The sequence below is a fragment of the Shewanella sp. c952 genome (genome assembly GCF_019654975.1).
Lineage (GTDB): Bacteria > Pseudomonadota > Gammaproteobacteria > Enterobacterales > Shewanellaceae > Shewanella.
The window spans coordinates 404,291-428,944 of sequence record NZ_BPEW01000001.1 but is presented as its reverse complement, the minus strand read 5'-3'; the positions used below and the strand labels follow the sequence as shown (position 1 = coordinate 428,944).

Annotated in this window: 22 protein-coding genes and 1 riboswitch; of the genes, 12 read left to right on the top strand and 10 right to left on the bottom strand. The window is 42.8% G+C overall.

All coding sequences use genetic code 11. The features are described from left to right. Positions 1–42: 42 nt before the first annotated feature. Complete coding sequence (locus K5R16_RS01755; protein WP_220735816.1) at positions 43–1,032, bottom strand: 2-hydroxyacid dehydrogenase; 990 nt, start codon at positions 1,030–1,032, stop codon at positions 43–45. Positions 1,033–1,216: 184 nt separating this feature from the next. Between K5R16_RS01755 and K5R16_RS01750 the strand changes: the two genes are divergently transcribed. The 8 genes from K5R16_RS01750 (at position 1,217) to K5R16_RS01715 (ending at position 10,138) form a co-directional block, all read left to right on the top strand. Then, positions 1,217–1,627, top strand: coding sequence for a hypothetical protein (locus tag K5R16_RS01750; protein ID WP_220735815.1), 411 nt, complete (start codon positions 1,217–1,219; stop codon positions 1,625–1,627). Beyond that, the gene (locus K5R16_RS01745) at positions 1,602–2,141 is read left to right on the top strand and encodes a bifunctional 2-polyprenyl-6-hydroxyphenol methylase/3-demethylubiquinol 3-O-methyltransferase UbiG (RefSeq protein WP_220735814.1); all 540 of its coding nucleotides are present in this window, start codon (positions 1,602–1,604) and stop codon (positions 2,139–2,141) included. Before K5R16_RS01750 ends, K5R16_RS01745 begins: the two co-directional genes overlap by 26 nt. A 28-nt stretch (positions 2,142–2,169) precedes the next feature. Further along, positions 2,170–2,460 (top strand): hypothetical protein, encoded by a 291-nt coding sequence (locus K5R16_RS01740; RefSeq protein WP_220735813.1) that lies wholly within the window; start codon positions 2,170–2,172, stop codon positions 2,458–2,460. 370 nt (positions 2,461–2,830) lie between these two features. Next, positions 2,831–3,457, top strand: a complete 627-nt coding sequence (locus tag K5R16_RS01735; RefSeq protein WP_220735812.1) for a DUF1326 domain-containing protein — start codon at positions 2,831–2,833, stop codon at positions 3,455–3,457. 114 nt (positions 3,458–3,571) lie between these two features. Further along, positions 3,572–4,198 carry a DUF2182 domain-containing protein gene (locus K5R16_RS01730; protein ID WP_259649739.1) on the top strand — a complete coding sequence of 209 codons (627 nt, stop codon included), beginning with the start codon at positions 3,572–3,574 and terminating at the stop codon, positions 4,196–4,198. A 209-nt stretch (positions 4,199–4,407) separates the two neighbouring features. After that, on the top strand, positions 4,408–5,085 hold the full coding sequence (gene rluA / locus K5R16_RS01725) for a bifunctional tRNA pseudouridine(32) synthase/23S rRNA pseudouridine(746) synthase RluA (RefSeq protein WP_220735811.1): 678 nt from the start codon (positions 4,408–4,410) through the stop codon (positions 5,083–5,085). 87 nt (positions 5,086–5,172) lie between these two features. Further along, complete coding sequence (asnC, locus tag K5R16_RS01720; protein WP_220735810.1) at positions 5,173–5,634, top strand: transcriptional regulator AsnC; 462 nt, start codon at positions 5,173–5,175, stop codon at positions 5,632–5,634. Between the two features lie 562 nt (positions 5,635–6,196). After that, entirely contained in the window at positions 6,197–10,138 is a 3,942-nt protein-coding gene (locus tag K5R16_RS01715) for a rhombosortase-dependent M36 family metallopeptidase (protein ID WP_220735809.1), read from the top strand. A gap of 112 nt (positions 10,139–10,250) precedes the next feature. Here the strand turns inward: K5R16_RS01715 and K5R16_RS01710 are convergent, their stop codons facing one another. From K5R16_RS01710 to K5R16_RS01695, 4 genes are all read right to left on the bottom strand, one after another. Then, entirely contained in the window at positions 10,251–10,730 is a 480-nt protein-coding gene (locus tag K5R16_RS01710) for a hypothetical protein (RefSeq protein ID WP_220735808.1), read from the bottom strand. 78 nt (positions 10,731–10,808) lie between these two features. Then, complete coding sequence (locus tag K5R16_RS01705; RefSeq protein WP_220735857.1) at positions 10,809–11,915, bottom strand: succinylglutamate desuccinylase/aspartoacylase family protein; 1,107 nt, start codon at positions 11,913–11,915, stop codon at positions 10,809–10,811. A 49-nt stretch (positions 11,916–11,964) separates the two neighbouring features. Continuing rightward, positions 11,965–13,329: a lysine-sensitive aspartokinase 3 gene (gene lysC / locus K5R16_RS01700; RefSeq protein WP_220735807.1), complete on the bottom strand. Its 1,365-nt coding sequence runs from the start codon at positions 13,327–13,329 to the stop codon at positions 11,965–11,967. A gap of 134 nt (positions 13,330–13,463) precedes the next feature. Further along, a riboswitch (Lysine riboswitch) is annotated at positions 13,464–13,643 on the bottom strand. A gap of 143 nt (positions 13,644–13,786) precedes the next feature. Beyond that, positions 13,787–14,215, bottom strand: coding sequence for a DUF3293 domain-containing protein (locus K5R16_RS01695; protein ID WP_220735806.1), 429 nt, complete (start codon positions 14,213–14,215; stop codon positions 13,787–13,789). Between the two features lie 569 nt (positions 14,216–14,784). Here K5R16_RS01695 and arcA point away from each other — a divergent pair. Next, the gene (arcA, locus tag K5R16_RS01690) at positions 14,785–15,501 is read left to right on the top strand and encodes a two-component system response regulator ArcA (protein ID WP_020914329.1); all 717 of its coding nucleotides are present in this window, start codon (positions 14,785–14,787) and stop codon (positions 15,499–15,501) included. A gap of 334 nt (positions 15,502–15,835) precedes the next feature. On the opposite strand, the gene K5R16_RS01685 is transcribed toward arcA, so the two are convergent. Further along, complete coding sequence (locus K5R16_RS01685) at positions 15,836–18,034, bottom strand: DPP IV N-terminal domain-containing protein (RefSeq protein ID WP_374758366.1); 2,199 nt, start codon at positions 18,032–18,034, stop codon at positions 15,836–15,838. 542 nt (positions 18,035–18,576) lie between these two features. Between K5R16_RS01685 and K5R16_RS01680 the strand changes: the two genes are divergently transcribed. After that, positions 18,577–19,566 (top strand): class 1 fructose-bisphosphatase, encoded by a 990-nt coding sequence (locus tag K5R16_RS01680; RefSeq protein WP_220735804.1) that lies wholly within the window; start codon positions 18,577–18,579, stop codon positions 19,564–19,566. A gap of 73 nt (positions 19,567–19,639) precedes the next feature. On the opposite strand, the gene K5R16_RS01675 is transcribed toward K5R16_RS01680, so the two are convergent. Next, complete coding sequence (locus tag K5R16_RS01675) at positions 19,640–19,930, bottom strand: DUF3861 domain-containing protein (protein ID WP_220735803.1); 291 nt, start codon at positions 19,928–19,930, stop codon at positions 19,640–19,642. A 194-nt stretch (positions 19,931–20,124) separates the two neighbouring features. Beyond that, positions 20,125–20,616 carry a DUF2798 domain-containing protein gene (locus K5R16_RS01670; RefSeq protein ID WP_220735802.1) on the bottom strand — a complete coding sequence of 164 codons (492 nt, stop codon included), beginning with the start codon at positions 20,614–20,616 and terminating at the stop codon, positions 20,125–20,127. A 98-nt stretch (positions 20,617–20,714) separates the two neighbouring features. On the opposite strand from K5R16_RS01670, the gene K5R16_RS01665 reads away from it, so the two are divergent. Continuing rightward, positions 20,715–21,155, top strand: coding sequence for a MarR family winged helix-turn-helix transcriptional regulator (locus K5R16_RS01665; RefSeq protein ID WP_220735801.1), 441 nt, complete (start codon positions 20,715–20,717; stop codon positions 21,153–21,155). A 146-nt stretch (positions 21,156–21,301) separates the two neighbouring features. Here K5R16_RS01665 and K5R16_RS01660 read toward each other — a convergent pair whose 3' ends face one another. Then, complete coding sequence (locus K5R16_RS01660) at positions 21,302–21,652, bottom strand: DoxX family protein (protein ID WP_220735800.1); 351 nt, start codon at positions 21,650–21,652, stop codon at positions 21,302–21,304. Positions 21,653–21,749: 97 nt separating this feature from the next. On the opposite strand from K5R16_RS01660, the gene K5R16_RS01655 reads away from it, so the two are divergent. Further along, a complete protein-coding gene (locus K5R16_RS01655) occupies positions 21,750–22,661 on the top strand; it encodes a LysR family transcriptional regulator (protein WP_220735799.1) in 912 nt (303 codons plus the stop codon). An 87-nt stretch (positions 22,662–22,748) separates the two neighbouring features. Here the strand turns inward: K5R16_RS01655 and K5R16_RS01650 are convergent, their stop codons facing one another. Further along, positions 22,749–24,539 (bottom strand): flavocytochrome c, encoded by a 1,791-nt coding sequence (locus K5R16_RS01650; RefSeq protein ID WP_220735798.1) that lies wholly within the window; start codon positions 24,537–24,539, stop codon positions 22,749–22,751. Positions 24,540–24,654 lie beyond the last annotated feature (115 nt).

Sequence of the window (24,654 nt, the reverse complement as noted above, 5' to 3'; positions counted from 1 at the left end):
TTTTGCTTGGTGTACTGCTACCAATCAATGTATTGGTGAAAATTAAAACAATTCGTTAGGACACTTTTCTCCAGCGAGTAGCTGCTGCACATTAGTCAATGTTGTCGCGGCAATTGCTCCAAGCGCTTCTTCTGTTAAGAAAGCTTGGTGACCCGTAAAAATAACGTTGTGACATGCTGATAAACGTCTAAACACATCGTCTTGGATGATTTCGCTAGATTTGTCTTCGAAGAACAGCTCTTTTTCATTCTCATATACGTCAAGCCCTAGTGAGCCTAGCTGACCCGTTTTAAGGGCTTCCATCGCATCAAGGGCATTCAACAAACCACCACGACTGGTGTTAATCACCATTACGCCAGGTTTCATCTTAGCAAAGCTTTTTTCGCTCAAAAGATGGTGGTTATCAGCCGTTAATGGGCAGTGTAAGCTAATCACATCACAGATTGGGTACATCTGCTCAAGCGTGACATACTCAACACCTAAATCTATTACCGCTTGGCTTGGGTAGGGATCATGCGCAATCACCTTACAACCAAACCCTTGCAAAACCTTAATGGTCGCTAAACCAATTTTCCCCGTACCAATTACGCCCACTGTTCGACCGTGCATATTAAAGCCCACTAACCCTTCAAGTGAGAAGTTAGCGTCACGAGTACGTTGATAGGCTTTATGGATTTTACGATTCAAAGTCAGCATCAAGGCGACAGTATGTTCGGCGACAGACTCTGGCGAGTAAGCCGGAACGTTAACAACTTTCATCCCCAAGCGTTCCGCGGCTTCTAGGCCGACATTATTAAAGCCTGCACAGCGCATGGCAATGATCTTCGTGCCGCCTTTAGCAAGCTCTACTAATACCTCTTCACATAGAGAGTCATTGACAAATGCGCAGATGACTTCAAAGCCCGCTGCAAGTTTTACCGTTTGCATACACAGACGATAATCAAAATATTCAATATCAGCACCGAATGCGCTATTAGTGCGATCAAAATGCTGCATATCGTAATGCTTAGCGCTAAAAAAACCGATTTTCATTGCAGAACCTTATCCAAAATAAGTAGATAATATGGGAAGTAAGTTTATGTGATATTGATAAGTTTGTCTTGCACACTGTAATTACCTTCTCAAGATAGATAAGCAAGCTGTGATCAATCTCCGCTTACCTTTGCAACAATTACTGATAAGCTTTACTCAAATTGATAGGAAGATTCATTTTACTATGGCTAGAAAAGAGCTCAGCGAAAAGCAGTTTTGGATCCAACGCTTCTCAAAAACCAGTTTGCGTGCTTTACACATATTAGGTATTACCGGCGCTGGCGGTGGCATATTAATGCATGTCCCTAAAGATCAATGGCAGATCTACTGGATCATGGCTATGAGCACAGGAGCTGCGATGATGCTCTGGGAAGTGGTCAGAGATTGGCGCTGGCTGATTCAACTAAAAGGAGTGCTAACTCTTGTTAAGTTAGGCCTACTGGCGCTATTTATTCCTTTAGCAAACTATAAACCTGAACTGCTGATCACGATTGTGTTACTGTCGGTGATAGTCTCTCATGGGCCAGCTGGCTTGAGACACTTTTCAATCGTACATGGACGCAGAATAGATGGCAGAAAAGAAGTTAAAGGCTAAAACAGCAGCGCTTATTAGTGAATTTACTCCACTAAAAGATTTAATCACTCCAGATAGTCGCGTTCTAGACTTAGCCTGCGGCACGGGACGAAATGGCAACTGGTTCTTAGAGCAAGGTTGCCATGTCACTTATGTTGATCGTGATTTGAGCCGGCTTGAACTTAGCCAAACTAACGACAAGGTAGAACGCCTGGAATGGGATCTCGAAACCGATAATCCACCAAAATTACCCGTAAACCGCTATGATGTTGTTGTCGTTTTCAACTACTTACATCGACCACTTTTACCACAAATAATCGATGCGATTAAACCAGGCGGGCTGATTATTTATGAGACCTTTACTCGCCAACAAGCAACTATTGGTCGGCCGCGCAACCCCAATTTCCTTTTAAAAGAGACCGAGTTAAAAGCTTTATTTGCTAACTGGCGCTGCCTACATTACTCTGAAGGTCTGCTTGGCGAATTAACTAGCGCAAGCTACAAAGCACAAATCATTGCTCAAAAACCATTGTGAAAACGGCTAAAGGATTAATAGCATAATTATGTTTCCATACCCTGAACAATACCGCGTTGCAGCTCCGCCAATCATCACTGGTGGTATGGTTGTATGGGCTCTCATCAGCCGCTTAGTATTTGGCGATGCCAGTAGCTTTAGCCTTTACCCGCTATTGGCACTGTTCCCACTTGTTGTGTTACTGCATTTAGTCCTTATTTGGGATGCGAGAAATATGGGCCGGCTCGATCAATCCTTTTACGCGCTAATACATTGCTGTTTAGCGTTTGTTGTGTGGACATTCTGTATTATGCACGTCAATGGCAGTGGCTTCTCTTAAAAAGACATGCAGTCAATAACCATTACTTAATACCTGTTCGACCTGAAGATGCAGGACTCAATGAGAACTCAATGGTTATTGCAGCAAGTTAATCTTGCTTAGCAATCCCATATCCAACGAGTAGATTTTCGAATATCGCTTCAAAATTTCGCTAAATTACCTTTTAATTGGTCTCCGTGCATTAATAGATATATTTATTCTATCGACAGCTCCTGTTAGCTTTCCAGTGTAGATGATTGAATATATTGAAAGTTGAGTAGCTCAATCTGACAACTTTCCACAACCCCCTATTTATGGCTCAAACGCCCACAGCACATGACTTCTACTGAACTATACTCTAGCGAATATTGACCGTTCGAGGCGAAGTATTATGTCGGATATTAAAGATTGGGCATTATCGATGCATCAAATAGAAAACTGCAGTTGCAGTCATGGTTGTGGCTGCCAATTTGGCGGCTTTCCTGACAGTGAGAATGGTGGTTGTGAAGCGGTATTAGGTTTTTTGATCATCAAAGGTCATTACGGTGACTTAGACTTATCGGGCTTAAAAATGGTATTTGCCGCTATGTGGCCACAAGCGATGCATGAAGGTAATGGTAAAGGTGTATTGTTTATCGATTCAGCGGCTAACGGTGACCAAATTACGGCACTTGCGACCATTATGTCGGGACAAGCTAACGGCATGCCATTAGAAGCATTGGCAACCACATTTAGCGCCTTTGAAGGACCCATAATTCGCGATATCAACATGGATGCGTCAGATACTCACTCATGGTTCTCGATTGAAGGAATAACCGAGGCACAGCAGAGGCCACTGAAAAATCCAATATCAGGTGAAGATCAAAATGTGCATATTACCTTTCCTGATGGTGGCTTTATGTGGAGTGACGGCATCATTGGTACCACCGATAAAATGTCAATGAATTATGGTGCAGTGAACTTTGAGCATGTCGGCAGATTTGCGGCTAAAGCCGTTGTTAACTGGAGCAACGCTTAGTTGTTAGCGCAATGGTTATCGCCCTGCGGCCTCAGGCGTAGCCTAGTTGCACTAACATTATTGCTAGCCACGGCACTAAGCTGGTACTACATGCTGTTTGCCATGAGTATGAACATGGATCCAGTTCAACAGTGGCAACTATACGATATTGTGATGCTTTTTTTGATGTGGGCTATCATGATGGCTGGTATGATGCTGCCCTCTGCAGCACCCGTTATCCTATTAGTTGAAAAGCTAAACCAGCAACGTAAACGCCGTCATAACAGCTATGCTCCTAGCTTATACTTTATGTTGGGTTATCTGCTCGCATGGAGCTTCTACAGTGCGATCATTACGCTAGTGCAATATGCACTGCATCATCTGTCGCTACTCAACAGCATGATGGTCAGTGCGAACTCAACCTTTACTGCAATATTATTGTTAATAGCAGGGGTGTACCAATTCACTCCATTGAAACAAGCCTGCTTAAGCCAATGTCGATCGCCAATTAGCTTTATTAGCACCCAATGGCGAGAGGGAGTGACCGGCGCTATTTGGATGGGCTTTAAACATGGTCAAACCTGCTTAGGTTGTTGCTGGTTTTTAATGGCACTGCTATTTGCTACTGGAGTGATGAATCTTAAGTGGATACTTTTACTCACTTTACTGGTCATGTTAGAAAAACTGCTGCCGTTTGGCGAAATTTCAAGCAGAATTATAGGCGTGATACTGATTGCAAGTGGCTTATACTGCATGCTTTGACGTTAATCTATGTTAACGACTAATCTGATATTAGTTAACTATCCACATGATTCTAAGGCTAATCAGTGAAGAGTACAGCTTAACGCCACTAAACCGCTTCTACGCCTCCTCAAGAAATATTCAGATAGTTGCTTCAATACTGACAATCTGCTTGCATCAATAACCAGCAAAGAGGTATCTTTGCGGCGCATTTTTAATAAGGTTCTATCATGACTGATTTCGTATACTCTCCGCCCACTAAACCTTGGCTAGATATTTTGCATCAAGACCAAGACATCATGGTGCTCAATAAACCGTCAGGTTTGTTGTCTGTGCCTGGGCGAGCGCCATCGCATAATGATAGTACTTATAGCCGTGTATTAGCCGAGTACCCTGATGCAAAAATCGTGCATCGACTCGATATGGCGACCTCTGGTGTCATCGTTGTAGCGCTACTACGCAGCGCCGAATCGGAGCTAAAAAGACAGTTTCGAGACCGAGAGACAGCTAAGACCTATTACGCCCGTGTTGCTGGCCATGTCAAAGCAGAAAGTGGCACCGTTAATCTGCCATTAATCTGTGACTGGCCTAATAGACCAAAGCAAAAGGTCGATCATCAAATAGGTAAAGCCTCACAAACTCATTATGATGTAGTTAGCCGTGCAAAGCGCTCGACTTTGGTCAAGTTGACACCGATCACCGGCCGTTCTCATCAGCTGCGAGTGCATATGATGGCATTGGGTCACCCTATTCTAGGTGACAACTTTTATGCCGATCCATTAGCCAAACGTTTAGCTCCGCGACTACTGCTACACGCTCAATCACTAACCATTACGCACCCGTTTACTAAAGAACCCATGACCTTTAGTTGTGAGGCCCCCTTTATGGATGCTGAAGGGGAGCAGTAATTGCCCCTAAAACGATTATTGACTAGATTATCGGTACAAAAATACGTAGATTACCAAGCACTCCCTTAGCTAATCTGCGTATTTATTATGGAAACTTCATTTCAAAGAGATTCACTCGATAATCAAATTCTTTCAGCACTCATGCAGGAAGCACGTACGCCTTTCGCTGAGCTAGCAAAACGTTTTGGTGTTAGCGCAGGAACCATTCACGTCCGTGTCGAGAAAATGAAGCAAGCGGGGATTATCACCGGTGCTCAAATAACCGTAAACCCAAAAGCACTTGGCTATGATGTTTGCTGTTTTATCGGCATTAACCTAAAAAGTGCAGGTGATTACCCTGCAGCACTGTCTAAACTCAATGCGCTTGAAGAGGTTGTAGAAGCTTACTACACCACTGGTAATTACAGCGTATTTGTCAAAGTGATGTGCCAATCAATTGATGGTCTGCAACATGTACTGATTAACCGCATTCAGTCAATTGATGAAATCCAATCCACCGAAACCCTTATCAGTCTGCAAAACCCAATAGTAAGAGCGGTTAAGCCTTAACGTTCACAGACCGATGTACCACGTATATCCATATGCGTGGTAACAATAACGCTGTTATATAATGACGTTGAAGCAATCTAATGCATTGACTTGCGAGCAAACTCTGTAGTTAACAAAAGATCTCTCTATTAGTATTCAAATTAAGTAGTCCTTTTCTATTTCATGTATATAAAATATCGAAATAAAGCAGAAAAATAGCGACAACCACTCTCTATCTGTAAAGCCAGTGTTCCATTCTTCCATTACCCGCCCTGATTACCACCACTCATGTCATTTAATGACTAATGATACAAATATGCTTTTGACTCGTACAACCCCAGCTATATCTAGCTTTCTGTTATCTAACCCATAATTATGGTACAAAAATCAGTCGAATGTATCAAAAAAGGCACTATTTATGACTTTTTTTAACACATTTGTTATCAAAATAAGCCTTTTGTGTTACAAAGCTAGCGGCAGCCTGTGGATTTAGCAGCGCAACCATAACAAAAAGATAACACATAAAAATAACCAAAACCCACGTAGGTTTTGGAGTTACAACAAAATTGACAAGGAAATCGTTGTGAAAACTAAACTATCAATAGCCATTTCGGCTGCGCTTATTTCATCGGCTACCTACTCGGTTGCCGCTTCTGCAAGCAATGCAACTATTAGCCAAATACCTCAAGCTGTTGCACAGCAGTCCCAAGTGACAACATCAAGCATCAGCGGTATGCGCGATCAATATGATGCAAAATCAGGTAAAGCAACCTTTCAGTGGGCTAAAAAAGGCCAGCAAGCACCGGCATTAGGCGCACTGGAACAAAAGTACAAAGTGGCAACTGCTGCTGACTACTACCTAAATAAAGTTACTGGAATTTCATCTGCTAATAAAGGTGCTGCAAAAGCAGTATTAACCAGCATGCATGATAATGGCCGTGGGGCTTCAGTTGCTAAGTACAGCCAAGAGATTAATGGCGTTGAAGTATTCAATCATGAAGTAAACATCATGATGGACCGTGAATTCAATCTAGTCGCCAGTTCAGGTAAGTTTGCTAACGTTTCTAGCTCAAGCAACAGTATTACCGGTATTCAGCACAACTTTGGCGAAGCTTCTACGGCCATTAACACTGCATTCTCAAACATGGGCGGCAATATAGTATCTCTTACAGCTATAGATTCTGACTCTACAAAATATCAGTCATTTTTAAGCTCAAATGCATCAGGTTCCAAACAAATAGTTGGAAAACCTAGAACTAAAAAAGTTTACTTCGAAAAGAAAGGTGACCTCGTTGCAGCTCATTATGTTGAGCTAGAAGTTGCAGATTCTGAAAGTGTTGATTCTGAATTCTACAGTTTCATTATTGATGCAAATACCGAGGAAGTACTGTTCAAACACAACTTAACATCTGAAGATTCAGCTTTTAACTACCGTGTATATGCAGATGAAGCGGGTGTACCTTGGGACAGCCCACACGGCAATGTGATTCCAGCAGCAAGTGCAGATCAAGTTGATGCATCTGCCTACCTTGATGCGCCAATGGTGACAATGACCCATGGCCCTATCAGCACTAAAGATGCTTGGCTTTCAGCAGATGCCACTACCACTTCAGGTAATAACGTCAATGCTTATGTGGATGCTATCGCACCTGATGGGTTCACTAATGGTGACTTTACTGCTGAAGTGACTAGTGCTAACACGTTCGACTATAAATATAATACTACAGAGGCTGAAAGCTCTGTAGGTAACCGTAAAGCAGCAATCGTTAACCTTTTCTATATCAACAACTACTTACATGATACGTTCTATGATCATGGCTTTGATGAAGCATCAGGTAATGCACAAGCATTAAACTTCGACCGTGGTGGTGTTGAGGGCGACCCAATACGTGCAGAAGTGCAAGATAACTCCGGCTTTAATAACGCCAATATGAGCACTCCTGCTGATGGTGCATCACCGCGTATGCAGATGTACCTTTGGGATAGCAAAGATGCCATTGTTGGTGAACATTTTGGTGTGACGGTGACTTCAGATGACTCTGTTGGTTTACTCCTCTCATCTCAACGAGCAAGTTTCGGCAAAGGACAGTTTGAACTTTCAGGTTCAATTGTGCGTGTCGATGATGGTTCAATTTTAACTGATGACGGTGAAGGTGGCACTATCGACGGCACAGTTAAAGATGGCTGTGAAGCAACGACCAACGCTGCAGACATTATGGGAAATATTGCATTAATCGATCGCGGTGCCTGTTCGTTTACTAAAAAGGTTAAGCACGCACAGGATGCGGGTGCAATAGCAGTCTTAATTGCGAATAATTCTGGTACAACAGAGCCCGCTCCAATGGGCGGCAGCGACGATACAGTTACGATCCCAAGCATGGGATTATCACTCAATGATGCTAAATCAATTGATGCTTTACTTGATGCTGATGAAGACGTCACTGTGTCGATGTTTAACCAAAAGCCTTACAAGGCAAGTTCTTGGGATAATGCAATTGTTGCCCATGAATGGGGACATTACATCTCTAACCGTTTAGTAGGTAACGCTTCAGGTCTATATAACCAACAAGGCCGCTCAATGGGTGAAGGTTGGGGTGACTTCCATGCACTACTGTTAGTTTCGGAAGCTGACGACGTTAAGCTTGAAGGCAATGAAATGTTCCAAAAAGCTTACGCGGCAGTATCTTACGTAGGCTCTTTCTATACAGGTATTCGTAACTACCCATATAGTACCGATATGAAAGTTAACCCTCTCACCTTTGCCAATGTTGAATTAGGTAATGGTACTAGGCCTGATAGAGATAATAACGCAGAAGTACATGATGCTGGTGAGCCCTGGGCAGCAATGCTTTGGGATAGCTATGTAGCCCTTATCAACGATGAGCGCCATTCTTTTGCTGAAGCTCGTAGCTTGATGATGGACTATCTTGTTGCTGGTTATAAGATGACTCCGGTCGCGCCAACCTATACTGAAGCTCGTGATGCACTTCTTGCAGCAGCCTATGCAAATGATGTGGCGGACTACGAATTAATCATGGCAGCGTTTGCGCGTCGCGGCATGGGTTTTGGTGCAGTATCACCAGCTCGTTTCGACACAAAGCACACTGGTGTTGTTGAATCGTACGAAGCAACATTGGCAAAATTCATTGTTGCTGATCATGACATCGATGCCGATTACGAAGGCATGACTGTTGGGTACTGCTCAAAAGATGGCATCGTCGACAAAGGTGAAACTGCTACCATCTCATTTACAGTCGCCAACAAAGGTAGCGAAGTATTTGAAACTATCGATGCAGTCGTGAAGGTAACCAGTGATCATAAAGTAACGTTAGCGAATGAAGGTAAAGTTAGTTTCTCTAACGTACTTCCATATAATGATGCCACTAGTACGCCGATTGAATTTACATTAGACGAAGCAGGCACTGCCGACGAAGTCACTTTCGAGCTATCTTTCCCTGATCTCGATGAAGATATCAAACCTGCTGACTATATCGTAAGTACAGCGGTAAACATGGACTTTGCAAGTAAAGATATAGAGAACAATATGTCTACCAGTGACATGGAAGATTACTCAGGCCTAGTCGACTTCCAGGAAGTAGTGCTAAGCGGTGGAGAGCTAGCGGAAGGCACTTCATCACTTGATTCACGCTATACAAGTCTATTTCCTGTTGGCAGCCAGTACATGTACATTGCAAATAATGGTTTTGCATCAGATGTAGCCTTTGAGACTAAACCATTTACTGTTGGATATGGTGGCGATTTCAGCGTGAGCTGGTTCCAATTCTATCAAATCGAAACCAAGTATGATGGTGGCGTTGTTGAAATGCGCGTCAATGGCGGCGAATGGGCAGATGCAACTGAAATGGGCGGTGTATTTGGTGGCACAGGTTACTCTGCTGAGCTTGAAAACCTGTTACCAGGTAGAAAAGCATTTACAGGTAATTTACCTATTCCAGGTGAGACTGAATCACTTAACTTTGGCACCGCATTAAACGGCAATGAAGTTCAATTCCGCTTCCGTATAGTATCAGATAGCAATACCAATTCATTCGGTTGGATTGTTGATAACGTTACATTCAGCAATATCACTTCTAATGTTTTCAACACACAAATCGCTGGTGATACTAATGCTTGTGACAATCGCTTACCTAACGTCTCAATAAGCGTAAGCGCTTCAAGCGTTAATGAAGGTGATTCTGTTACGCTATCGTCAGTAACTGTCGATGCCAATGCAGCTGATAGCCATACATATAGCTGGGTACAAACAGCCGGCACAGCTGCAACATTAACGGGAGCAGATACTCATGAAGCGACCTTTACTGCACCAACAGTCGCTAGCAGTGAAACCTTAGAGTTCAGCCTAACAGTGAATGATGGTACAAGCGATGTAGTATCTGAAATCAATGTTTACGTTAAGGATGCTCCAGAAGTTGCCAAGCCAGCATCGGACTCTTCAAGCGGTGGCTCTATGGGCTGGATAGCATTAATGCTACTGCCATTTGCAGCGTTCCGTCGCCGCAAGTAAGCTTGCTATAATCGATAATGATCAAATGCATAGAGATTTGTAACTGATAACAAAAAGCCATAACGAAAGTTATGGCTTTTTTATTTTACTTAATTAGGGGTTTAGAAAAATTTTAGTATTCGTCGGTTGCTAAAGCGCGGCTATAATCAATTTCAATTTCAACTGTACGTAAGCTTACATCCTGTTGCAGTGACTTATACATAACTAATAGGTCAATATCTTCACCGGTAGGTACCAACCGGTAAGTTTCTGCCGCTATCTGCTTAATAGAGTACAACGTACGCAGTGAATCAAGTCCGGACTCGCTTTGAACGACAAAACTACCTTTTAATACTCCGTCTTGGCTCATTTCGGGATTAAAGACTCGAGTTCCTTTAGCGAGAGGAGTAGACGCTGCAATAAACTTAGCACCGTTTAGCTGTAAGCTAGTCGCACTGCTTGTCGATACCTTATCCTTTCCTATAACGCTGGCTTCAACCTCTGCTTCGGCTACTTTCGTCACTTTAGCTTCCACATTTTTATCTGGATTTGCTTTGTCGGCAGTACAACCTGCTGTTAGCAGTAGCACTGCACATAGTGGGATTAGTCGCATAATTAGCTCGGACCTTTATCGATAATGTTCTATTTAAACATTAGCATAACATTAAACAACCCATACTTAGCGATGATATTAAAGTTCAAACACATTAGTCATCAGTTTATACAACTCAGTGCCTTGATAAACTGAGGCTGAAGCAAAGTGAAGAATGGGCACACAATCTTGCTCAAGCTGCAGCGAAGTTAACTCATCTTTGGTGCCATAACAGTCCAGCCTAAGAATATTAGCCAACGGCTCACCAGCTTTTAACGGTATGCCGGGTTGAGCGATGTATTCCACTAATCCGCCTTTAGGTGCATGATATTTCTTGTAGTCTTTGAGTAGACAACCAAAGCGAGGCATATCGACTGGAGCTACTTTTTCCGAAATAACTCCGCGATAACTAAGATAAGCCAAAATCCCCTGAGCATCGAGCAGGGCATCTTGCATATCAATGCGCTCTTGGCTTGCCAACTCAAGTGTAAAAGCCGCAACTGGAACAGAGATCTCCCGCCCTTGACTAGCAGCATGCTCGACCAGTGCCCACCAAGGACAAAATGCTGCTTCATCCATCGCGCCGCCAAAATCATTGGGAATGATTAAGCTATAAGGAATAGAAAAGAACTTTGCAGAGTCTCTATCGTATTCAGGGCAATAAAGATGTTTACAAGATTTCGGCCCCGTATGCAGGTCAATCACAATATCGGCCTGATGCGCTAACGTTTGCAAGGTGACAGCGAGCCTTTTTCCTGTCGTCACGCCCCAAGAATTTGCTAAATGCGCCTCACATGATGCCAACAATGCCTGCCTAAATTGCTGCTTTAGCTGCGTTTCGTCTAAATGGCAATGCTGTTGATAAAATGCAGGGATATCGATTGAGTGTTCAAGGTACTCACGGTTCCAGTTGACACCAGTAATAGGATCAAAGCGTCCAAGGGTAAACTCGCCACTTTTTTGATTGATCCCTAATGGATTAGCAAGCGGCAATAGAGTCACCTCTCCACGCACATCCATTCGCTCTAATTGCTTCATTAACTGGAAAATAACCGCATTCCCCTGCACTTCTGCACCGTGCACATTCGCTTGCACAAATACACTCGGCGCAGAGGGGTCTTTCGCTGCCATACGATATACAGGAATGCTTAGCTCTTGCCCTGTCGCCAGTTCGCCAACATTGAGGCTAGATTGGGTAAATTGCATCATGTGTACTCGATTCCTTGCTTCAACAGCGACATATATTCAACAGCGATTATGATTCAAACAAATTTTCATGTAATGCGCGGATCACATCAGCAGCTTCCGCCTCTTCTACCAATACACATAGGTTATGTGGGCTAGCACCTTGGCAGATCATCCGTACATTATGAGGCTCAAGTACTTCAAACACTCTACGACATACACCCGCCGTTGAAGCGATTCGGTTTCCAATAACAGCAACAAGTGCTAAACCATCTTCTACGCGAACTCGGCAGTGCTGCGACAACTCTTGCAGCAGCGACTCACTCAATAAACCATGGCCACTCGAATCAGAGCCGGTTTTATCTAAGGTCAACGCCACATTAACTTCTGAAGTGGTAATTAAGTCAACACTAATCTTATGCTTTGCCAATGTAGCAAAAGTTTCAGCTAAAAAGCCCTGTGCATGAAGCATTTGTAGACTGTGAAGATTTAACAGTGTTTGATCTCTTCTTACCGCTACCGCGCGGTAAACGGGCTCATCAGACACCTGATGACGGATCCAAGTTCCGCCTTGTTCTGGTGTCCAGCTTGAGCCAACAAACACTTGGATTTTTTGCCTAACCGCAGGAAGAATCGTGGCAGGATGCAATACTTTAGCGCCGAAAGTCGCCATCTCAGCCGCTTCATTAAAGCTGATTTCGGCAATAGGCTTAGCGTTCGGTGCAAGTCTTGGATCAGTAGTGTAGATCCCTGCGACATCAGTCCAGATTTCAACTGCTGTTGCCCGCAGCGCTTCTGCTAATAGAGCAGCAGAATAGTCACTGCCTCCACGACCTAAAGTAGTCGTTGCCCCTTCTTCATCTGCCCCTATAAAACCCTGAGTGACAATCACTTGAGAGCTCAACAATGGCGCTAAATGTTCTTCAGCAAGTTGAGCAATGGTTTCTATTTGCGGTTCTGCGCGACCATGATGGCTGTCAGTTCGCATTACTTGTCGCACATCGAATGCAGCAGCAGAAGCACCTTTTTCACGTAATACAGCCGCGAAAAATACCGACGAGCACATCTCACCTTGAGATAGCATTTCATCCATAACCGCTTTGCTTCGGCTCAGTACTAAGCGTTCGGCGAGTACCGATATATGGCTAATAACCGCATCAATTTTTGCAGCCACATCACTTGGATGACCCAGTCTATCGAGGATCTGATACTGAATAGAAGCAATCTGCTTTATGAGCAGTTTGCTTTGCTCTGAGGTTGTTGTAGCTTGAGTCAGCGCTACAAGCTTATTGGTGACGCCACTTGAAGCACTCACCACCACCACTTTTGTGGCTGGGTTATTGATAATGATATCAGCACAGCGATGCATTGCATCATAATCAGCAACAGAGGTTCCACCAAACTTGGCGACCGTTAAACCATTGGTTATAGACATAAGTCAGCCTCCACGTTAAATGGAATCTGCATAGAATAGGTATTTTGAAAAACTAACATGAATAAGCTCCGAACTAACTTCGTTCGAAGAGCCTGGTGCTAAGATATGCACCCCATTGATGGGAAACAGCGATCGTCACCAGAAGCTCTCCACCATAATAATAGGTGACAATCGACAGGATTCAGCCTGCACGACCGATACTTAAAGCTATCCAAAAAGCTTTTAATATCTCGGCGCTAATCTCCCTCATGAATGATCTTTGGGTTTTGGTCCCCTCTCATTCACTACCTAGTTAACGCTCCTCTTCTGTACTCAATTTGTATACAAATCAAGAAAGTGAAAAATATATAATTAACGCCAGCAAGTCAAACAAAATTTGTACAACTTTAGAATTATACCAACCAATGAATAACTGCTCGACTCAAAGCCGCTCATCTTGATTTGATATCAATAGCTATTACACGCTATCAGGCAGCTCATGCACCACGTTAACTCTAGGTGAAAACGCACCAAGAGCCGTTTCCTGTTGTGACAATAAGCAAGGGATCAACTGCAATTTGTCAGACTCGACATAATAGATAGCATTTTGATTAAATTTGCAGCCAAGCTTAATCGCCGAGGCTTTATCAGTCGCTACAGCCCAACTCTTTTCCATATGGCTGCCATCTTGAGAAGCACCTACCATCGCCCGATAAGGACGCCGTAAACCGAGGATCTCTTGCAGTAACTTACGATCGAGTAATCGATTCTGGCTGGGAGCCAATGTTTGACCTTTCGGATTGTGTGCAGTGATGATTGCGAATGAAATTTTGGGAGATAAACCTTGAGTGAACAAGAATTCCGTTTGTTGATATTCGTGCCAAAGTCTTTCTACTGAGTGATTCATTGCTAACAAATTCTCCAATTGAAGTGATTTTATTATAGCAAAATCGTTAGGGCTGCCTAGGCACGTGATATCGATCACAGTAAATAAAATTTCACTTACCATTAATATCAATGACTTAACTACTTTTACGTGATCTAAATCATGCCTTCCAGTAAATTTGTTAACATTTCATTTGTTAACAAATGCCTAAAACGAGTACAATAGGTCCTGTTGATTAACTCGCACTGATATACATGTGATGACATATTTTGTTACACATATCTGAAACAGATAGAAGAGTAATCCACACGGCTGTACCAAATGTGATCTATGTTTGATTTAACATTTAAACTTCAAAAAAAAACAATCGTTAAGGAACTTCTTGTCCCTATTGTTTATCGAAGGAAATACAGTTTACGTTTTCCATATGTGAGATACCCATACTTTACTTATCATGAAGTGTGTTGCTGTTTCAGAATAGAATTTGAAAACACCAGCGTGTATCAGTGAAATATCAGCATGACTTTATGGAGTATAAAATTATTTATACTCATGGTTAGAATAGAATTGACAGAGATTAGGTAATTAATATGCAAAACCCGCACATTCTGATTGTTGAAGATGAAGCAGTTACCAGAAACACACTTAGAAGTATTTTTGAAGCAGAAGGATATGTGGTATCTGAGGCCAATGATGGCGCTGAAATGCATAAAGCTATGCAAGATAACAAAGTTAATTTAGTCGTGATGGATATTAATCTACCCGGCAAAAATGGACTTTTATTAGCACGCGAACTTCGTGAAATTAATAACATTGGCCTTATCTTCCTTACTGGCCGTGATAACGAAGTAGACAAGATCCTTGGACTTGAAATTGGCGCTGATGATTACATCACTAAACCATTCAATCCTCGCGAATTGACTATTCGTGCTCGCAACTTATTGACCCGTGTAAATAGCACTGGTGCTGAGTCTGAAGAGAAAAGCGCAGTTGAGTTCTACCGTTTCAACGGTTGGAGCTTGGAAATCAACAGCCGCTCTCTCGTTAGCCCACAAGGTGAGTCTTACAAGCTGCCACGTAGTGAATTCCGCGCTATGCTGCACTTTGTAGAGAATCCAGGCAAGATCCTTAGCCGTGCAGACCTACTAATGAAAATGACTGGTCGTGAGCTTAAGCCACATGACCGTACTGTTGATGTGACGATTCGTCGTATCCGTAAGCACTTCGAAAGCTTGCCAGATACACCAGAAATCATCGCTACCATCCACGGTGAAGGTTACCGTTTTTGTGGTAACTTAGAAGACTAATTCAATCTTCTAATAAAATAAAAGCCAGTCATTTGACTGGCTTTTTTTGTATCTAAAATCGAGGAAAACAAGTCAAATAGCCAAGCTATTAAACTTGATGGCCTAACCTTAATTAAACCTTAAACTGACTCTGCAACAAGTTAAATTCCGCTAGCAGATAATCGTCATTTGTCAAATAAGCCAACAATAACTATAAATATTGCTTTGCCCCTTTAAAGGTCGCTTTTTAACTTTAAGAATAAATAAACTATCTTATTAACGATATTTAATCTTTGGTTAATCAAAATAGGCATAAATTTAAATTGTCTTTATACCTATTTTGAAATAGTTAACTCTATTTCAGTTCACGATCCAAAAAGTCTGCTAACGAACGGTATAAATGAACCCTTACTTTTTCGCCACGCATAGAGTGTTTAGAACCAGGGTAATCTATCATTTGGAATAGCTTACCTTCATCTTGCAATGCTTTATAAACTCGAGTGCTGTTTTCAAATAGTACATTGTCATCCGCCATGCCATGGTACATCAGCAATCCAGACTGGTAACCTTTGACATACGGCAACACACTACTCGCCTCATAGCCTTTAGCATTTGTCTCGGGATGACTCAGGTAACGCTCGGTGTAATGGGTATCATACAATGACCAATCGGATACTGGTGCACCTGAGATTGCAGCCTTAAAGTAATCAGGCGATTTAAACAGACTCATCAACGCCATATAACCACCATAACTGTGGCCGTAAATAGCAATATTATCGCCATCAACATACGGCAAGCTACGTAGATAGTCGACGCCCACTTTTTGATCGTTAACTTCAGCATCACCCAACTGCTTGTAAATCACATATTCAAACTTAGTACCGCGATGAGCTGAACCACGATTATCTAATTGATAAACGATAAAGCCTTGCTGCAATAGGTGTTGAGTAAAGTAGTCTTGATGGCTCCAACTATTTGTCACAAGTTGTGCGTGTGGACCACCGTAGACTCGAACAACCACAGGGTATTTCTTGCTCGCATCAAAATTTGTTGGTTTAAATATGCGGTACTGTAACGCTTGACCATCTTCTGCGGTTAGCTCACCAAACTCAGGTATTTGCCACTGTCCAAAGTAGTCATAGAGCGGATGCCCTTTTTTGACTTCATTTTGCTCGACCCAAGCTAATCGCTTACCTGACTCACTGTGCAAACTCACTTGGGGAGGCTGCGACAAGCTACTGAAATAGTCTAAATAGACTGGCTGGTTATCGGCAAATACCGTTGAATGCATGCCAGAGCGACGACTAATAGATTCGACCTTTCCACCAGTGATAGCGACCCGATATAACTGCTTTTCAGTGACCTTAGTTTTACGCCCGGTAAAGTAAACTTGGCCGGCTTTTTCATCGATGTACTCAACAGCATCTACCGCCCAATCACCTTGGGTAAGCTGACGAATAACCTTGCCATCAAGCCCTATTAGGTAAAGGTGGTTGAAACCGTCACGCTCCGACGCCCAGATAAACGATTTCTGTTTCTTTAAGAAATGTAGGTCATTGTTTAAGTTAACCCATGCTTCGCTGCGCTCCTGCACCAAGTCTTTATTGCGCTTGATATCATCAATATTGACGACTCTTAAGTCGAGCGATTGTTGGTCGCGGCTCTGCCACTGGTAAGAGAGCTGCTTGCTATTTGGCAGCCACTTAACCCGTGGTATATAGATATCGGTTTCTTTGCCTAAATCAACCCAAGCGACTTTACTATCATTAAGCGACACCACACCTAGCGCGACTGTTACGTTATTTTTACCTGCATATGGATAACGTTGCTCGGTGAGTTTAATGCCATCGGCGTAGATTTCATTGCGGGTGACTAACTCAACAGCTGATTCATCAATCCGAGTGTAGGCAATCGCTGATTCATCAGGCGACCACCAGTAACCCGTCATACGACCCATCTCTTCTTGGGCAACAAACTCCGCCATGGCATTTTTAATCGCGCCGCCGCCATCAGTGGTTAATGCAGTAACCTTCTCTGATTTAAGATCCAGCACATACAAATTCTGTTCACGTACGAAAGAGACGTAATTTCCCTTAGGAGATAGTCTTGCATCGGTCGCAAAGCCCTCACCTGTTTTAAGCAGTTTTACTTGATTGTTCTTTACCGAGAAGTAATACAGCTGACCTGAGGCAGGAATAAGCATAGCTTGGCTATCATCAGCCCAGAAATACTCCATAATGCCTTGGCCATAAATACGCTGACGTTCGCGACGCGCTTTTTCCTCATCGGATAGCTCACCAATAGTTAGCTTATCGGCATCAAGTAGCATGCTCTGTTTGCCCGTTGCGACATCCATCTGCCATAAATCGTAAAAATGTTGATCATCTTTGCGGCCAGCTAAATAGGTCACTCGCTTACCATCTGGCGAAAGCTTAAGTCCACGCGGGCTGGTGCCAGCCAATGCCGGTGAAGCGTACATGCGCTCGATAGTTAACGGCTCATCGCCACCCTTATTTGCTGTAGATTGTGCAATTGCTGGAGATGCCATCATCATAGGAAACGTGGCAAGCAGCAAATTCATCCAATTTTTTTTCATTATTATTCCTTGGATAACACGTTGTTAAAACGTGCTTTGGCTGAAAATTGGTCTACATTGTGCCTCAAACATCAGCAAAACAAAAACAATGCAGACAATATGCACTGGCGTGTGCGCTTTACAGCTGAAAAAACTGCCATTCTCAGGTATCATCGCCGACAATAAAAAGTTTATACCAATCGGCATAAAGATTTGGTCGCTCAGCGAGAGTTTAGCGGTTTTGAGGCAAGGCAATGAGCGAAGTACATAGTTATTCTATGTTCAAGCTAATTAACGCAGCATCAGAGCCGCTAAAACTCGCCTGTAAGGAGTGTTTTTGGCTTCCTACTTCGGTGTTGGATAAAGGCATAAGGGAGCAACCATTATGGCAATTATCCGTCTTGAATTAGTTCGCCAAAAAACACTCTGAGTAGACCAACTACTTATGCCGATTGGTATTAAAACTAAAAATCCCGACCTCTAACTCAATTTAATACAATTAAATTGTCATAGGAAACAACATGCAGACTCTGGCTGAAAACCTGACATCGCAAGCAATTTCTCCCTCTCTTGAAAAACTGATCCTGACCTTAGCTGACACCTCTATCGAGATCAGCCATGCCGTTCGCCATGGTGCCTTAGCGGGTATTTTGGGCGCAACAGAGCAAGAAAATGTTCAAGGTGAAACCCAAAAGAAACTGGATATCATCACCAATGATATGCTCAAAGATGCGCTAAAAGCTGACGGTACAGTCCGAGGCATTGCGTCTGAAGAGGAAGACTACGTGGTTGATGCCGATGCTAACGGCGAGTTTCTAGTCTGCTTTGATCCATTAGATGGTTCATCAAATATCGACATCAACTCGTTAGTCGGTACAATCTTTTCGGTACTACCAGCGCCAGCCGGTGAGTTTTCAGAGAAAAGCTTCTTGCAAGCGGGTCGTAAACAAGTTGCCGCAGGTTATGTGCTTTATGGCCCTTCTACTATGCTGGCTCTCACCACAGGTAAAGGCGTGCAACTGTTCACCCTTAATCCTGAAACCAACCAGTATCTATTGACTGATCCTGCTATGAGCATCAGCAAAGACACTGCTGAGTTTGCCATTAACATGTCAAACCAACGCTTCTGGGAAGCGCCAATGCAGACCTACATTAACGATCTGCTACTAGGCACCATTGGGCCACGCGAAAAAGCCTTTAACATGCGCTGGATTGCAGCCATGGTTGGCGATGTTCACCGGGTACTTTGCCGCGGCGGGATCTTCACCTACCCAACAGACAACAAGAACCCAAATAAGCCATTCAAATTACGTTTGATGTACGAAGCAAACCCAATGTCTTTCTTAGTTGAGCAAGCAGGTGGTAAAGCGTCTACCGGTTATGAAACTATTATGGATATAGAGCCAACAGAGATCCACCAGCGTGTTGCTGTTATCTTGGGTTCTGCCAATGAAGTTGATGCATGCCTTGAGTATCATCAAGTTGATTACTCAGAAGAGCCAACTTTATAAGATTCTAGGTTATCGTTCCTAAAATCTAACAAGCGCAACGCCCTTAGGGTATTGCGCTTTTTTCATACCAGAGTTAAGCCTTTACAGCTGCTTTTACTGTGCTCTTTAAGTTGTGCATAAACCTTTTGAAATGAGGCATGAAATCTTCAAATAAAGGATGCTTTCGATTTTGCATCATAACAGGGCCTAACAGCCGCAATGCTACCGCTACCTTTGTTGCTAAGGCTTCATCTAAACCACTCCCCAGCTTTAACTGCTCAACAACATTAAATAGATCTTCTCTATCTTGATGTTCAAACACTAAGATTCTAACCGTTTCTGACTCTGTATTCATTTCTTCGATAGTGACACGATAATGTTTCATGTGAACCTCATATAACCAAGCTGGACAAAATTTCGACTCAGTGCAGTAGTCTAGATAACCAGTGCGGTAGCGCTGTGAGCGAGCGTTACTGCAATCGGCATTGTTTTTAAAGAAAGGATTTTAAGCTGTTTATTGGGTTACTGAGAGGCTGAAAAATTATTGATCAATATTGCCTCGTCATAAGCATGTTAGGCTCAGCCTCTAAGATAAGCTTCCACTTTAGGCTTCACTGTCATCGAGATAGTAACCATAAGGGCTAACGCCACAGGTAATGCTCCAACAAGCCCATCAAACCAAGCATTAAAAAATGTAACACTCTCATTAAATCCTACATTGTTGTATGCAGTTGTGAGTGCCATTAATGACTCCATTATAAAAGCCATCGATACCCCTATTGCTAGATTTCGTTTTTGCTCTGCTACCTCAGGTAAAAGTTTAGCAGCGATCCCCGTTAGCATAGCCATAATTAAAAAACCTGCAGGCATCACAGTCACTGCTGCAAACAAGAAAGAACTCAACCAATCAGTAAAAAAGGTTTCCGTATAACCAATAGTAAAATAGGTCATGACCCCTGTTAACGAACCTGCCATTAATGACATCATTGCTAGCACCAATAGTATTTTATAAGCCAAAGGTTTTTTGCTTTTCTCTGGTAGCGGTGCGTATACCGCTGCTTGTATACCCATACTAATTCTCCAAACTTGTAATCACACCCACCATAGTTGATAATATCAACTATAATTCAAACTAGTTGATATTGTCAACTATGTTCATAGGGGATTGTATGTCAACCCAACAACCACTCGATAGCTTGTTTCACTTAGCTCATACATTGAAACGAAAAATCCATGACCACCTTGAGGTAATGGATCTAGGTATTGCACCTATGCATGTGCGAGTATTGAAAATAATAAATGCCAAAACACCCTGCACAGCCATCGACATAGCAAACTTTCTAGACCGTGATAAAGCTCAAGTGACTCGTTTGCTTAATACGTTAATTGCGCAAGAGCTCATTATTAAGCAGCCAAACCCAGAAGATAAGCGCAGCCAATGCTTAAGCATCACTGATGCAGGTAAGGAGATTACCGGCCAATTAACTGAGGTAAACAAGCGCATTTTTGAACAAATGGCCGCCGGAGTTTCAGAGCAGCAGTTAGAAAGTTTTATGGCAGTGACAGATAAAATGATGCATAACCTTGCAGCTCAAGCACCAAAAAGTTAGCCCCAGAAAAGCTGATTTAAGCGCATCAGCAAGCTCTAGATAACGCCCGCTTCTAAGCTAATATTGTTTAGTCACATCAACTAAATTAGAAAGTCGCCTCCTGATTATTAGAGGCGACCTAAGCAGCAATTTTAACTAAGCAATAATTAACTTAGCAGTACATACAGAGACAGAAATAGAGTGACGATGGCAGGGATACCATCTTGCCACCTATCAAAGCGTAGATGGAAAAATATTGCCCCCAAGGACGTGACAGCAATTAGCCCTGCACCGCCCCAAAGAGCCCACTCTGGCGCCGATAATGCTAGAAATGCACCAAGTAATGTAACTCCTGAAAACTCAATTAATCCAACCAGAAACATTATCTCTCTGTTGAGGCCATACTTTTTAAAGAAATTAAGCTGGGTTTCGAAAATCAGTTTTTGCCAGCCTAGTAACTTTATTGAGCTAGCAAACATAAAAAAAGCGACTAATACAACAATAGCAATATCTTTCATTTTGAATATCCTCTTGGTGAATATCCCAATTAAAACATTCCCAAAGCCAACCTTAAACGCTACATTTAGCACAACAACCATTCCAAATAAGAATGCAATGGACAAATTTGATTGCCTGCAACTCTTCATCAGAGTCGCGCACTTAGGTAGCTTTACTGCAGCAGCGAGTGAGCTAAATATGACTCAAAGTGCTGTGAGTAAAAAGATAGCTTGGTTAGAGAACAGAGTTGGATTTGCGTTGTTTCATCGCAATAGCAGAAAGATCCAGCTAACCGCTCAAGCTATTCAATATCTCCAATACAGTGAGAGATTCATCGACGAGATGTCACATTTCGAATCTAGCTTAAAAGAGGAATTAAAGCAGGTCAAAGGGCAACTAAAGCTATCTGTTCCCAGCTCACTCGTGACTAAATTGCTATTGAAACCAATAAGCAATTTTATGAAAATTCATCCTGAACTGACAATCGACACCTCTGTCAATAATCGACGGATAGATCTAGTTGAAAACAATATAGACATAGCGATAAGAGCGTCAGTTTTAGAAGATTCGGGCTACAAAGCACGCTTTTTATTTAATCATCATCCAATCTACTTTGCTTCACCCAGCTATTTACAAGGTAGAGGAATACCAACCTCAGCTAATGACCTCTTGTCTCACGACTGTCTTACCTATTCGTTAACGACGCCATCAAATACTTGGAGGTTACGTAAAAGCAATCAAGCCGACACAAAGGTAGTGGTCAAGGAGGTTTTTAAAAGCGATAGTCCAGAGCTGTTATTAGAAATGGCGTTACTGGGGCATGGTATAACTGCCCTGCCGCACTGGATGGTTGCAGAACATTTACAAAATGGCAGTTTGATTCAAGTATTAAGTCATTATGAACCGAACATTTTGCCTATGTATGCTGTATTCAAGAACGATGAGTATCAACCCTACCGAGTGAGAGCATTTGTAGACTACTTGCTAGATTACTTTGAATCTCTAGCTGAGCTTAACAACGAGGAATGATACAAAAAAGCCCCTATCTAAAAGATAGAGGCTTTCAATTTAAAGAGAGACTTAACAGTCACTCATTGCAGTCTACTATTTCTAAGACTACTTTTTCTCAGAGTACTTAGCTGCATTTTCACCAGCCATTCTACCGAAGGTGACGATGTCAGAAATCGCGTTGCCACCTAGACGGTTAGCACCGTGTACACCACCAGTCACTTCACCCGCACCGTATAGACCGGGAATAACCTGTTTCTTAGCGTTTAGAATTTCAGACTTAGAGTCAATCATCACGCCGCCCATAGTGTGGTGAACACCAGGAGTGACTTCAATCGCAAAATAGTTACCTTCATTAAGAGCACGCGGTAGGTTAGGACGTTCAAAGTCTGCGTCTTTACCAGCAGTCACGAAGCTGTTGTAACGCGCCACAGTTTCAGTCAATGCTTTACCATCGATGTTCTCTAGCTTACCAAGCTTAACAAGCGAGTCAGCAGTCGGTGCTACACCTAGACCGATGTACTTATCAATTTTGCTTAGCGACTTACGTACAGAGTCATCAAAAATTAGGTAAGCTGTTTTACCTGTTTGCTCAAGAATTGCTGCAGCAGCTTTGTCACGAGTGGTAATCTCGTTGACGAAACGCTTACCTTCGCGGTTAACTAAAATGGCACCGTTACCACGTACCGCTTCAGTAACCATCACACCACCTTTAACTGATAGTGTTGGGTGAGCTTGAATGTACTGTAGATCTTGCATCGCTGCGCCAGCATTACCCGCTACATCGATACCGTCGCCTGTCGCACCTGGTTGGTTAGTCGATACAAAACCTTTTAGTTTTGGATCAAGCTTAGCGACACGCTCATTGTTCTTACCGAAACCACCAGTTGCTAATACAACAGCATCAGCTTTAATCCAGTAGTAACCTTTGTACATACCTTTAACGAGCAGGCCTTTAACGTTGCCTTTGTCGTCTTTTAGGATTTCAATACCACGAGTGTTCATGCGCATATCGATATCACGCTTAACCGCATTATCAAAAAGCACTTGAATCACGTGAGCACCAACACCAGCACCACCTGTTGGACGGTGAGAACGGTTAACAGATGCGCCACCCATACGGCCGATATCAGTTAAATCTGCACCCATTGCTGTTAACCAGTCAACTGAACCTTTTGAGTGAGATGCCAGTACATCTACAAGAGCAGGGTCATTTAAGTTACGGCCACCTTTCATGGTGTCTTTAACCATAGACTCAACGCTATCTTCAATACCTTTAGCTTTTTGTTGATCAGTCCAAGCAGCATTCATGCCGCCTGCAGCTAACTTAGCGTTACCGCCAATCACAGGTTCTTTTTCAACAAGAATAACTTTAGCGCCATTATCATGAGCTGAAACCGCGGCCGAGAAACCTGCGCCGCCAGAACCAATAATCACAACATCGGTTGTATCGCGTGGAGCTGCTGCTAATGCCGCTTGGCGATCTGATTTGTCTTTTAATAACTCATCGATGCTTGGCTCATTACGTTCCCACTTCTTCGTGTATGGCATGTCAAAGTCGAAGCTGTGGCAAGAGTCACAGTAAACCATCGATTTTTCGTGAGCGCTGTGGCAAGAAGTACAAGCGATTTCGCCAGGGAAGTGAGATGCGTGGGCATTGTAGTGTTCATGTTCAGTCTCTTTTGCCACCTCTTCCATCGTGCCATGACAAGATACACACTGCTCATTTTCGTAACTTAGGTTGTCATTTGAAAGCTCACCATCTGGCATGTGGCAGCTATCACACTCTTGGTTTTCACCATGGAATTCAGCTAAGTTATCAGCTGCCATTGCGTTACCCATTAGGCCTGCAGAACCTAGAAGAGTTGCAATACACACTGCTTTTTTAAAGTTTTTCATCTCAAATCCTCACTCTCAGCAAGTCACTTATTGTCACTTGTAAAAGTCATCACGGTAATTTCGACAATCGTTAATGTTGTCGTCAATTGTTAAGTTCGAATTCATTTTGAGCCTG

Coding starts and splice junctions, on each gene's coding strand:
- K5R16_RS01755 (WP_220735816.1), bottom strand. CDS start 1,032: ATGAAAATCGGTTTTTTTAGCGCTAAGCATTACGATATGCAGCATTTT.
- K5R16_RS01750 (WP_220735815.1), top strand. CDS start 1,217: ATGGCTAGAAAAGAGCTCAGCGAAAAGCAGTTTTGGATCCAACGCTTC.
- K5R16_RS01745 (WP_220735814.1), top strand. CDS start 1,602: ATGGCAGAAAAGAAGTTAAAGGCTAAAACAGCAGCGCTTATTAGTGAA.
- K5R16_RS01740 (WP_220735813.1), top strand. CDS start 2,170: ATGTTTCCATACCCTGAACAATACCGCGTTGCAGCTCCGCCAATCATC.
- K5R16_RS01735 (WP_220735812.1), top strand. CDS start 2,831: ATGTCGGATATTAAAGATTGGGCATTATCGATGCATCAAATAGAAAAC.
- K5R16_RS01730 (WP_259649739.1), top strand. CDS start 3,572: ATGGATCCAGTTCAACAGTGGCAACTATACGATATTGTGATGCTTTTT.
- rluA (WP_220735811.1), top strand. CDS start 4,408: ATGACTGATTTCGTATACTCTCCGCCCACTAAACCTTGGCTAGATATT.
- asnC (WP_220735810.1), top strand. CDS start 5,173: ATGGAAACTTCATTTCAAAGAGATTCACTCGATAATCAAATTCTTTCA.
- K5R16_RS01710 (WP_220735808.1), bottom strand. CDS start 10,730: ATGCGACTAATCCCACTATGTGCAGTGCTACTGCTAACAGCAGGTTGT.
- K5R16_RS01705 (WP_220735857.1), bottom strand. CDS start 11,915: ATGCAATTTACCCAATCTAGCCTCAATGTTGGCGAACTGGCGACAGGG.
- lysC (WP_220735807.1), bottom strand. CDS start 13,329: ATGTCTATAACCAATGGTTTAACGGTCGCCAAGTTTGGTGGAACCTCT.
- K5R16_RS01695 (WP_220735806.1), bottom strand. CDS start 14,215: ATGAATCACTCAGTAGAAAGACTTTGGCACGAATATCAACAAACGGAA.
- arcA (WP_020914329.1), top strand. CDS start 14,785: ATGCAAAACCCGCACATTCTGATTGTTGAAGATGAAGCAGTTACCAGA.
- K5R16_RS01685 (WP_374758366.1), bottom strand. CDS start 18,034: ATGATGATGGCATCTCCAGCAATTGCACAATCTACAGCAAATAAGGGT.
- K5R16_RS01680 (WP_220735804.1), top strand. CDS start 18,577: ATGCAGACTCTGGCTGAAAACCTGACATCGCAAGCAATTTCTCCCTCT.
- K5R16_RS01675 (WP_220735803.1), bottom strand. CDS start 19,930: ATGAAACATTATCGTGTCACTATCGAAGAAATGAATACAGAGTCAGAA.
- K5R16_RS01670 (WP_220735802.1), bottom strand. CDS start 20,616: ATGGGTATACAAGCAGCGGTATACGCACCGCTACCAGAGAAAAGCAAA.
- K5R16_RS01665 (WP_220735801.1), top strand. CDS start 20,715: ATGTCAACCCAACAACCACTCGATAGCTTGTTTCACTTAGCTCATACA.
- K5R16_RS01660 (WP_220735800.1), bottom strand. CDS start 21,652: ATGAAAGATATTGCTATTGTTGTATTAGTCGCTTTTTTTATGTTTGCT.
- K5R16_RS01655 (WP_220735799.1), top strand. CDS start 21,750: ATGGACAAATTTGATTGCCTGCAACTCTTCATCAGAGTCGCGCACTTA.
- K5R16_RS01650 (WP_220735798.1), bottom strand. CDS start 24,539: ATGAAAAACTTTAAAAAAGCAGTGTGTATTGCAACTCTTCTAGGTTCT.